The organism is Neorhizobium sp. T6_25, from assembly GCF_002968555.1.
Classification (GTDB): Bacteria; Pseudomonadota; Alphaproteobacteria; order Rhizobiales; family Rhizobiaceae; genus Neorhizobium.
The window spans coordinates 58,502-69,305 of sequence record NZ_PVBL01000032.1 but is presented as its reverse complement, the minus strand read 5'-3'; the positions used below and the strand labels follow the sequence as shown (position 1 = coordinate 69,305).

Here is a 10,804-nt window from a genome sequence, read left to right as displayed (position 1 = left end):
GGCGGAGCGAAAGGTCGATGCTCTATGGGATGCCGTCGGCGCCTTGATCCCCCGCTTCACACCGGCAGAATGCGCAAACTACTTCAGGGCTGCTGGATATGACCCGGATTGAACAGGATGTGCTCTAACTTCTCCAAAAATCGATCTTCAATATTTTTCTTTGAGATTATCTGTGAATATTTTGTTAGCATTAATTCCTTGAAGCGGGGACCAGCAATACGCTCGAAGGTCTTTCTTACCTCGAATATATCATTTGTATTTGCCATCCGAGTAAACTTGAACGTTGCCGTCTCAAGGACATCAGTTATTCGCTCTGGTGCTAGGTATTTATATAACGAGGCCGGAGGGGATATTTTACTCTCAGCAGTAGACATCTATTCTCCCCAAAACCGGCAAAGGAATCATCTCGCTATAGAATGCTCCGGGACAATTTTGGGAGCAAGTGTAAGATTGGCTGAAGCGCGGTCAGGTTGTCCAGCCGCCCTTCCGGAAGATCATGCGCTACTTCTAGCGCTTCGGTTACGGTCGAGCGCTCGCAATCCCACTCGATTATTTTGGCTGTCGCGGGGAAGAACATCCGCCGTGAGCGTGACAGCTCGCTCCATTCCGGCCGCCCCATAGCCTCCGATCCGCGAGACATATCAGGCGTTTCGCCGTCGAACGCTCCTGCGTGCCATCCATCATTCATCGAATCTTTTCCGCCACTTCGTCCCCGCTGCTCAACCCGTTCCTAAAATCGGTTCCGAACTGCCCGTCTGCGGATAGACGCTCGGGCGCAGCCTGGAGCACGAGGAGACAGGAATGGGGAAACATCATTTCAGACACGGCATCAACATGGGAGGCGCCGGCGGGTGCGCTCGGTGCCGGACGGCGAGCGTTCGCGGCGGGAGGGGATGATGCTGGATCTCGGACTTTCCCTGACCGGTCCCGGCACTTTTTCCATCGGCCGCGGTGAGCCGCCCGAAGACGACGGGTTCACCCTGATGGATGCCGAAGGCAACACGCTTGCCGACGCAGAAAACAATCAGCTCACCATCAGCCAACTCACGATCAGCCGATTCATCGGCCTGGAGGACTGACACGATGCCATCGCGCCAAATTCCGAAACTCTACATTCCCTCAGATGCCACCGAAGCGGCAATCCGGGCCGTACATGCGGCAGCGGTCGCGGCGGGCGGCGGCGGCACCATCCTGCTGCCGGATGCGATGATCACGCTCACGGAACCGCTCCCCGTCGCCTCCGGCATCGGTTACCAGGGCGTGCAGCCGGTGCTGAATTATCTCAACGACACCCTGCCGGACAGCGGATGGGATTTCGTCGGCGGCACCGTGCTCGCCGGCGACGGCTCGTTTCCGGCTTTTGCCGCCAATGACGCGGACCTTGGCTCGCCGTCCGCGACGATCACCGCCGATTGCATTACCGGCTGGCGGTGCGAGCATATCGGCTTTACCGGCTTCACACGCGCCATCAGCACCGGCGCGGTGAACAATATCGGCCTGCAGTTTTCCACCATCCACGATCTCTTCATCCGCGACTGCAGCGACTGGGGCATGTTCCTTGCCAATTTCATGCACACCGACGTTTCCCGGGTCTGGACGCATCTTTGCGAAAACGGCCAGTATTATGCATCGTTGCTGCCGGGCTCGACGCTGATGCCCGGAAACAGCCGCTTCGATTCGCTCTTCAATATCATTCCCGCCGATGGACGGGACAATCGGCTCTGCCGGGGTATCGTATTCGAGGCCGGCGGAGACGGCGCCCGTCTGAACGAGATTTATGCCGACCGCATCCAGAACAACGCCTTCAACCGGGCCGAACTTGTGGTGAGCGCGATTTTCTCCGACGGTTCGGCGAATATCGCCGTTGCTGACGGCAGCAAATTCCGGACGCGCATGCCGGTCGCATTCACGAGCAGCGATTACGGGATCACCGCCGGGCGGGTCCATGTCGTCAAGTCGGTGAGCGGCAATACGATACAGATCGGCAACGCCTTCACCTCCCCGGCCAGGATCGCGTCCGGCAGCGGCTCGCTGATGCTTTCGTCCTGGGGCATGCCCTGTTTCGAATTGAGCTCCCGCCACGAAGGCGCGTTCGTCTCCAACTCGCGCTTCCTCGGCGTGGATGCGGAAGGCGGCGCCGGCGCCGGGATTTACGTGGAGAACGCACAGGGCTGCGACCTCAACATCTCAGAAGTCTCCGGTGATAGGAATGCCGATATTGTCGGGCGCCGCGTGGGTTTCAGCCGCTTCTATAGCAGCAACACGGCGGTGACGGATTTCGACGCGGTCTCGGCCACCAGCCAATTTCACGGCGCGCGTGGAGTTGGTCGTCAAGCAATGTTGTCGGGTCTATGGACAGATCAGACCCGCGGCGGATTGGCCGCGTTCAACATTCGTGGCGATGCTTGGGAAAACCAAGGCGATCTGGAAGTCAGGGGCGGCAACAGCTTCATCTATCCCCGCTTCGGGATGGGAATGAAGTCGACGCTCAAGACTGCGAACACCGTGCTGCATCCGCTGGATGCCGGCCTCGTCACCTTCGAGGCCGCATCGGCGCTCGTCTGCACCCTGCCCGCGATCACGAATTCGTCGGATGCGTCCTCGCTGGTGGGATTGCCGTTTCATATCGTCAACGCCGGATCAGCGAATCTGACGGTCAATACCAACGGCACACAGCTCTTCAACAAAATCCCGGGCAAGACCGGCTATACGTTGAATGCCGGCGAAAGCCTGCTGGTGGTCGCCGCCGAAGGGGCGGGCTCGACGCTCTTCTGGGCCGCCTTCCCGAGTGTGGGCGTTGCCTGAACCGCTGTGCTTCACCGGCTGTCGCTTAAGAGCGGCAGTCCGGTCAATCGCGCCAGCGCCGCGCGCTTTTCCTCAAGCGTTTTAAGCGACCGGAGCGACCGGTCGAATTCCATGACCTTCGCGCCGACGAGGAACCGGTACCAGTAACCTTGCAGCACATGGTAGATCAGCCCTTCGCGGCCATCGAGGAAGCCGAGCTGGCCGACATAGCGGAACAGGAAATAACCGAGTGCAGCGACCTGAAACGGAAGCCGGTTATAGATCTGCTCTTTGATGCGCCGCTTGATGGAGGCCTGACGCGACGAGACGGCTCGCGAAAGGGCAGGTTGTTTGAAAATCAGGCCATGGCGCCGGCCGAGCACGTCAGTCGCTTCAAGGGTCGCATAGCTGTTGTGCTTCCCCGTGAAGAAGCTGAGATCGTTGAGATTGTGATCCGAGAACGGCGCGTCGAAAAGGACTATGCGGCCGCCCTTCACGACGATGTGCTCGTCCATCCAGCGGTCCTCGACATGTCCCTGCCCCCGCCGCCAGATGCGGGTGAGGATAAGCGGATACCGTCCGCCATGGCGGATCCAGCGTCCGAGAAAAATGTGTTTTCTCTTGAGGTTCACGCCTGCGACATCGGCAGCGAGAGTGGGAAGCTTGTCGGCGATCTCCACCGCCAGCTCGGGTTCGATCACCTCATCCGCATCGAGCCGCATGATCCAGTCGGCTGAGATCGGCGCATTGTCGAGCCCCCACTGAAACTGCCTGGAATAATTGATCCAGGGGTTGCCGAGCACGGTTGCGCCAAGTGAGCGGGCAATCTCGACCGTGCCGTCGGTCGAGAAACAATCGATGACGAAGACCTCGGACGCGAAGGGCGCGACGCTTTGCAGCGCGCGGGCGATGTGGCGTTCTTCGTTATAGGTGAGGATGAGGACGGCAAGGCTGGCCATTCGACGACGTGTCCCAATCAGGAGTTCAACCGCACCGGAAAGATGCCGGGCTTGTCCTGCTCGAAGCGCCGCCGCAATTTCCGGGCCGGGTTGCCAGCGTAGATCGTCCACGGATCGAGGTCGCGGAAGGTGACGGCGCGGGCGCCGAGCACCGCGCCCTCCCCGACAGTGACACCCGGCCCGACAAACGCTTCCGCCGCGATCCAGGCATTCGCGCCGACGACGATAGGTCTCGCAACCAGCTGGAAATTTGCATCGTCGACATCATGCGTGCCGGTGCACAGATGGGCGCCCTGGGAGACGATTGCGTGGGTGCGCAGTTCGATGCGATCCATGCAGTAACAGTTCACATCCCTTCCGAGACAGGAATACGCGGCCATGGCGAGGTTCGGCGGATACCAGACCTCGACGCCGGGATAAATCCGCGCCGTCCGGTCAATCCGGGCTCCGAAGCGCCGCAGCAGGAACCGGCGCCATGCAAACAGCGGCACCGGCGTCCAGCGGCCGCAAAGGCTCCAGACGAGGTTCCATGCAAGCCTGAACAGCCGATGCCCCAGCGGAAAACTCGGGGCTCCCAGCCGCGGATTGGAGGTCTTCGCGTCAAGCGGCTTCATGAAGGCCTCGTGCGGAGATGGAGTGCAGAATGGTGATGAGATCGCGGGCCGCCGCCTCGATGCGGAAATGCCGTTCGAAGCCCGCGCGGGCACGGGCGCGCATGGCGCTTTTGCCATCGTCGGAGAGCGAGAGCCATGACCGGAGCAGGCTTTCGATGCCCTCCGACGTGTCAGGCCCGACGAGGCCGCCGCCGCTTATTTGCACGTCACGCCAGATATTGACCTTGTCGGTCAGCAGGACCGGCGTTGCGCAGGCCATGGCTTCCGCGGCGACGATGCCGAAATTCTCCTGGTGCGACGGCAGGACAAAGGCCTCGGCAGCGCGGAAGGCGCCCCATTTGGCGTCGCCGGCCAGCATGCCCGGCCAATGGATGCGATCGGCGATGCCGGCCTTGGTGGCTTGGGCAATCAGTTTCGATTTCAGCCCGGACTGATCCGGCCCCGCCATCACCAGGTCGAGATCGGGATTGGACACGGCGATCTTCGCAAAGGCTTCGATAAGAAGATCGCAGCCCTTCTTTGCGTGGAAACGGCTGAGGAACAGCAGGAACCGCTTGTCCTTCAATTCCGGCAGAAGCCGGTGGAATGCGGCAAGCTGGTTCTCTACCCCTGCCGGCGGATCGGCCGTGCCGAAGGCAACGATACGCTCCGGGTAACTGTAACCCCGGAAGACGCCGCGCGCCCGGCGGCGCTCTTCTTCGCAGGTAAACAGGACCGCCGCTGCATCGCGGAGAACCCTGCCCTGCCACGCAAACCAGAACACCTGCTTGGTGACGTGCTTGAGCGGATAGGTTTTACGGAACCATGGATCCATCATGCCGTGGGTGAAGACGACATAAGGCAGACCTGCCCGCCTCAGGGCCGACCAACCGCCGACAGAGGCATGGTTCCAGAGGCCATGGATGATCGCGGCATCAAAACGATCGACGTTGGCGGCGATCCAGCGCGCCAGTTCCGGCGTATATCCGTATCTCCGGGTCCATCGCCCACAGGCATGAACAGGCAAGGGAAACTCTTTCACGTAGGGCGCCGAGGGCTTGTCCAGCGTCACGACTTCCACCGCATGGCCCAGACGCGCCATTTGCAGTCCAGTCAGCCGCAGCGCCTCGATCGGGCCTCCGGTTTCGGGATCGGCGCTGGCGATGATGTGGAGGATTCTCATGGCAGCTCCGCGATGATTTTTTCGAGATTTCCTTTGAAGTGCTCCATGAAGTAACGGGAGCGGACCTTGTCTGCCCCCGCCTCTCCCATTGCCGCTGCCATGTCCGGATGGTCGAGAAGCATCGCGATTTTCTCGGCCAGCGCTTCGATATCCCATGGGTTCACGGCATAGCCGTCCACCCCGTCGGTAATGATCTCCGCCGCTGCATCCTGGGTGCCGCAGATCACCGGCAGGCCGTGCAGCCAGGCTTCCAGGAAAACGATGCCGAACCCCTCCTTGGACGAGGGCATCGCGAACAGGCAGGCTTGGGCATAGGCTTCGGCCAGTCGCGCGTCCGATACGTGGCTCAGGAATTCGACCCTCTCTTCGACAGTAAGCTCACGGGCCAACGACGCCAGTTCCGGTCTGAGCGGCCCCTCGCCGACGATCTGGAGGATGCATTCCACGTTCCGTCGCTTGAGAAGGGCCATCGCCTTGATCAGGGCGTCGATATTCTTGCCGCGGTCATGCCGATCCAGCCGGGCGACCGTCAGGATGTTCCGGCCGCATTTTTGGGGCTGCCGGTCGATGTCGTCGACGGCGTTCGGAAAGAGCGTGAACGTCTCGGCGGAAAGCTTGAACGCCTTCTGCATCCGGCTTGCGGTGAAGGCGCTGACGGAGGCGATCCGGCTGAGGGCTCTTGCCATAAGCGGTTCATAAAACCGCATGCGGCGGTAGGCCGGATTGTTCCAGACCTCGTCGCCATGGACGAAGAGCACGAGTTTGATTCTCGGAGACAGCAGCTTGCACAACAGTCCCACTGGCAGAAGGTTGATATGCCCGAGAAACAGGATTTTGCAGTTGAGGGCAGCGACAGCCGAATGAACGATGAGGCCCAGGCGCCGACGGCCAAAGGCGCGGATTTCGGCCGCCGTGGTTTCGGGAATGTCAGCCTTGCCATCGCGCATGATGTGGATGGCCGGCCGCTTCCAGCCGTTGTCGCCGGAGATTTCCGCCAGGGCAGCGATAACCCGTTGGTTGAAGCGCTGGATGCCGCCTATCCGGCCGTAAGTGTCCAGGGCCAGAAACAGAATGCCGTCATTGCGCGCCTCCGTCTTCTTCATCGGGCGCCGCCTCGCGTTATCTCAGCGACTTGGTCGACGATCCGGCGGGCCAGGACCTCGTTATAGGTCCCGTTCGCAAAAGTGCGCCGGTGCCCGGCGTCGGCGATCGCTGGGCGCCGGCCGTCATCCGCCAGCAGGCGTTTGCAGGCCGCCGCGCAGTCATCCGCTCCGTCAAAAAAGATGGCTTCCTCACCCTCCCTGTAGAGCTGTTGATGATGCGGAGTGCGGGGAGCGCACATGGCGGTGCCGATGGCGGGAATTTCGGCAGATCGCGTCGTATGCAGATCGGCATTTGGGCCGTTAAGCAGAACCAGAGCGATTTTCGCGCCGGCAATTGCGCGCGTGTAGTCGAAACCTTCAAGGTGATCGGAACGGATAAAGGGCTGCAGCAGCCGGTATTCCGGCGCTCTTTTCCATCGGGACCCGTGGATGGCGAGCGGCACGCCCCTTTCGATCAGCCGCCCCATGAAGGCGCCGCGGCCGGGCATCCATGTGCCGACGAAAACGACGTCGGACGACCATCGGCTTTTCTCCTCCAGCGTCGGCGACAGAAGGCGATGCAGGACCTCGTCCGCACACTGCCAGATCGTGTCGATCCGCCTTGCGCCTCTCCTCGCCATCATCTCCTCGATGCAGTCACGGCGCACGGCGACGACCAGATCGTAGTGCGGGAGGGCCCGGTGAAGGATGCTCCAGCGGAGGCGTTCCGGAGCCGGGTCCAGATAGGGATTGTCGGCGTTGTAGTTGACGACGATCGGCGCCGCCTTGCGCATGACGTTCAGGGCGGTTGGTCCGACCACGTCGCCGCAATCCACCAGGGCAAGATCGAAGCGCTGCCCGCCGATCCGCCGGCCGAGCCCGTTTGCCACGATGCGATCGATGCCCGGGCCACCTGCCCTGTTCAGCCACGGCGCCCAATGAGGCGGCAGGAGGGCGTAGGGAGACAGGTGCAGAACCGCGAAGCCGATACGCCGGAATGCCGACGCCCGCTGCAGGCTGGTCCCCGATTCCGCGCCGATATAGAGGAGCCTCATCTCAGCTTCACGCCCCTCGTCAGCCAGAACATCAGCGCATAGAGCAGCACCGTCTGCGGCAGTGCCCGGACAAGGTTGCCGGCCTGGACCGCGACCGATTCGTCCATGAGGCCGTTCATGAAGAAGCGGACGACACAGATGCAGGCGAGAGCCGAAAGCAGCACATGTCCGTCCCGCATCCGGATCGTGAGCGCATCGCCGACAATGAAAGTCGCGAAGGTGAAGATGGCGAACACAACCACGTAAAACGCGCCGAGAACGACGAAACCATCGGCGATCGACGAGCCGGTGCGATAACCTCCCAGCTCATCGCCGGTAACGAGAAAATTGTAATAATCGCCTGACGAAAAGGCGTTGCCGGATTTATCGAGTTCGGGTGCGAAAAAATTCAGGACCGGCGTCGGAAGCAGCAATAGCAGCTGATTGAGAGCGTTTTCACGCGCCAGCCCCTCACCGGTCTGCGACAGGGAAAGCCCGAGAGCGACGTTGTGGTCGATGTATTTGGTGGAGACGAAGCGCGCCAGAAGCGGGTTGTCGACATAGATCTCGTTATAGCTGCCTTCGGCCAGGATCCGGTCCGCCTCCTGCCGGGAGTGCAGCGCCTCTCCATCGAAATACGTGCCAATGGTCGAGAAGACGAGATCCTGCGACGAGATGTCGGAGCGGTCGTCGCGGGCAATGACCATGGCGGTTGCAAGATCAGAGAGGATCCCGGCCGGAACGGGGCTGAACAGGATGGCAACCGCGAGCCAGATCACCCGCCGCCTCGTCAGGATGAGGCGTCCTATCATCACCGCGGTGGCGAGGCAGATCAGCACGGTCAGGACGTTGACCGCGAACACGCCGCGGCTGTTGCGCGCCAGCGCGATATAGAGCGTCAGGGCGCAGTAGGCGGTTAGCGCGAGCCAGTTGACCGAGCGCTTGCCGGTCGGCGGGTCGATGAGGTAGGCGGCGATCAGGATCAGGAAGGGCGCGACGGGAAATTGCGACAGGCCGGCGAGCAGTTTGAAGGCGATATCGCCGAAATTGTCCTCGCCCCAGCGGTCGGCATGCGCGTACCAGGAGGCGAACGACCCGAGCAGCCCCATCCACCACAATTGCCGGTTTGTCGGCGAGTGATAGAGGCCGAGCGGCGCAAGGATCCTTTGGCGGATCGCCATCGTCGCGGCCTGCATTACCCGCGACTGCGCATGGAACCAGTGCAGCGCCACCGTCCATAGCTGCAGCAGTGCCAGAACAGAAAACGTGGCTACCGGCGCCTCGAGGTTGAAGGTGATCGGCTTCCAGGCGAATGTCTGGACGATCAGGGCGGCCATGCTCGAATGGACCTGAAACCCGAGCACCACCAGCGTCGAGATCGTAAATTGTTCGATCCGTCTTGGCTTGGTGCAGTAGGAAAACACCAGGATACCGATCAGTCCGGCTGAAACGGCACAGAACATGTTGGTCAACTCGGGCGATATTGCCCCCTGGATTGCCGTGCAGAGCAGGATCGCAATCGCCACGACCCAGCGGGCCTGGGTAACGTAACGGGAATTGCGGCGACGTTGCCCTTGTACGGAACGACGGCCGAACACCACATCGCCGCTCGCCAGACCTCCGCTCCCGGTCATGGCCGATTCCCTGTGAGAACCGCCCGCTTGCGGGAGAGGTTTGGAAGACGCCCTTGAAAGATTGCCCGCATACTGGCCGGCAGGGACCGATAGGCGGTCCACGCCGCCAGCAGCGAGCCGAGCATCGCCGGGAGGGAGGACCAGCCGGCCGACGGGGGCCAGATCGCCATGGCGAACAGCCCGGCGATGACCGAGAGGCCACCGCAAACGGATGCGGCGAAGGCATGGATTGGCATGCGCAACCGCAGCTTTCGGAGCGCGGCGCGGGCCGCTCCGGCATAGATCAGCAAACTGGCGATCTCGGCGGCCAGAAGCGAGAAGCCGGCGCCCAGCAGCCCCCATGAGGTCAACGTCAGATAACAACCGATCGCCGTGATCAGCAGAGACATGCCGTTCGCGACGATCTGCGGCAGCAGGATGTTGCTTCCCCGGACGATCGAAACCATCGGCTGGGCGAAGCCGTAGACGATGATACAGGCGCAGAGCGAGCCGAACAGCAGCGGGTCCAGGTGGAAGTTGCCGCGGGTCCACCACAGGAAAAGGCCGGGCGATATCCACTGGAGCAAAATGCACCCCGGGCCGATGACGACCAGCACGAAGAGCCAGCTGAGAGTGACCGCGGCTTCCACCGGCCCGCTCTCCCCTTCCCTCAGATAACGCAGGAGCTCCGGCTCGACCGGACCTGCCAGCGCATTGATGCCCTGCATAGCTATATTCGACAGCGTCCGGGTCGCGGTGAACGCACCGAGAAGGCTGACGCCGGCGAGCGGCGCGATCAGCAGCCGGATGCCCTGCTGGTTTCCGATGGCGAGCAGCTCGCGGAGCGATACGAACAGGCTCCTCGTGAGGTTGGACCAGCCTCTGCGCAGATCGGGGACGGCGAAGCCGATTTCTTCACGCCGCCAGAGACGAAGGCAATCGAGATGAATGGCGATGTTGACGGCCACGTTGGCAACCGACGATGCGATCACGGCGTCGAGGACGTCACCGCCGGAAAGGACTGCCGCGAGGGCCGCGAGGTTGATGCCGACCAGCAGCGCAAACCGCCACCACGCCATTCTCGCGTAATAGCCGAAAGGGATGAGCGCCCGCCCGAGGATGCCGCCGACGGAGCTGGTGATAAGCCAGGTGATCGCATAGACGGTCATCGAGCCCGAAAGGTCGCCCATCAGTTCCGCAGGAACGAAATCTCCGAACAACGCGTCGGCCCATCCGAAGGCAGGGACAGCTGTCCAGAAGCACAGGAGTATCGTTCCCAGCAGAATGGCGGCCGGGATGGATGAGGCGAAGTCGCGCCTTACGGCATCCCTGGTGCCGAGGCGTTGGAACTCGTAACCGAGGTAGTTCTGATGGCCGAGGTCGAACACGACGGAGAGGGAATAAAGCGTCTGCAGCAGGACCCAGAGCCCGAATTGCTGCGCCGACCACCAGCCGAGCATGATCGGCACGCTGATCGTCTGGATCAGGATATTGGCGGCAAGCAACGCCCCATTGGCGATCGAGCCCGAGATTAGCCGTACTGACACACTCATTGA

10 protein-coding genes and 1 pseudogene are annotated in these 10,804 nt (G+C 61.8%); 3 read left to right on the top strand and 8 right to left on the bottom strand.

Annotated features, from left to right (window positions below):
- Positions 1-112, top strand: a pseudogene (locus C5L10_RS29515) (IS630 family transposase); the annotation flags it as partial.
- Here C5L10_RS29515 and C5L10_RS33970 read toward each other — a convergent pair.
- The gene (locus C5L10_RS33970; protein ID WP_172717247.1) at positions 84-374 is read right to left on the bottom strand and encodes a hypothetical protein; all 291 of its coding nucleotides are present in this window, start codon (positions 372-374) and stop codon (positions 84-86) included. The pseudogene C5L10_RS29515 and the gene C5L10_RS33970 overlap by 29 nt on opposite strands.
- Before the next feature lie 522 nt (positions 375-896).
- On the opposite strand from C5L10_RS33970, the gene C5L10_RS29505 reads away from it, so the two are divergent.
- On the top strand, positions 897-1,079 hold the full coding sequence (locus C5L10_RS29505) for a hypothetical protein (protein ID WP_172717252.1): 183 nt from the start codon (positions 897-899) through the stop codon (positions 1,077-1,079).
- Between the two features lie 4 nt (positions 1,080-1,083).
- Positions 1,084-2,805, top strand: a complete 1,722-nt coding sequence (locus C5L10_RS29500) for a hypothetical protein (protein ID WP_105432579.1) — start codon at positions 1,084-1,086, stop codon at positions 2,803-2,805.
- An 11-nt stretch (positions 2,806-2,816) separates the two neighbouring features.
- On the opposite strand, the gene C5L10_RS29495 is transcribed toward C5L10_RS29500, so the two are convergent.
- Genes C5L10_RS29495 through C5L10_RS29465 form a run of 7 tightly spaced genes read right to left on the bottom strand, consistent with a single transcriptional unit; the run spans position 2,817 to position 10,801 of the window.
- Positions 2,817-3,743 carry a glycosyltransferase family 2 protein gene (locus tag C5L10_RS29495; protein ID WP_105432578.1) on the bottom strand — a complete coding sequence of 309 codons (927 nt, stop codon included), beginning with the start codon at positions 3,741-3,743 and terminating at the stop codon, positions 2,817-2,819.
- A 17-nt stretch (positions 3,744-3,760) separates the two neighbouring features.
- Complete coding sequence (locus tag C5L10_RS29490) at positions 3,761-4,357, bottom strand: putative colanic acid biosynthesis acetyltransferase (protein ID WP_105432577.1); 597 nt, start codon at positions 4,355-4,357, stop codon at positions 3,761-3,763.
- Positions 4,344-5,519 carry a glycosyltransferase gene (locus C5L10_RS29485; protein ID WP_105432576.1) on the bottom strand — a complete coding sequence of 392 codons (1,176 nt, stop codon included), beginning with the start codon at positions 5,517-5,519 and terminating at the stop codon, positions 4,344-4,346. The genes C5L10_RS29490 and C5L10_RS29485 overlap by 14 nt, the downstream gene beginning before the upstream one ends.
- On the bottom strand, positions 5,516-6,622 hold the full coding sequence (locus tag C5L10_RS29480) for a glycosyltransferase family 4 protein (protein WP_105432575.1): 1,107 nt from the start codon (positions 6,620-6,622) through the stop codon (positions 5,516-5,518). The genes C5L10_RS29485 and C5L10_RS29480 overlap by 4 nt, the downstream gene beginning before the upstream one ends.
- Positions 6,619-7,656: a glycosyltransferase gene (locus C5L10_RS29475; protein ID WP_105432574.1), complete on the bottom strand. Its 1,038-nt coding sequence runs from the start codon at positions 7,654-7,656 to the stop codon at positions 6,619-6,621. The genes C5L10_RS29480 and C5L10_RS29475 overlap by 4 nt, the downstream gene beginning before the upstream one ends.
- Positions 7,653-9,269: a hypothetical protein gene (locus tag C5L10_RS29470; protein WP_105432573.1), complete on the bottom strand. Its 1,617-nt coding sequence runs from the start codon at positions 9,267-9,269 to the stop codon at positions 7,653-7,655. The genes C5L10_RS29475 and C5L10_RS29470 overlap by 4 nt, the downstream gene beginning before the upstream one ends.
- Entirely contained in the window at positions 9,266-10,801 is a 1,536-nt protein-coding gene (locus C5L10_RS29465; RefSeq protein WP_172717251.1) for a lipopolysaccharide biosynthesis protein, read from the bottom strand. Before C5L10_RS29465 ends, C5L10_RS29470 begins: the two co-directional genes overlap by 4 nt.
- Positions 10,802-10,804 lie beyond the last annotated feature (3 nt).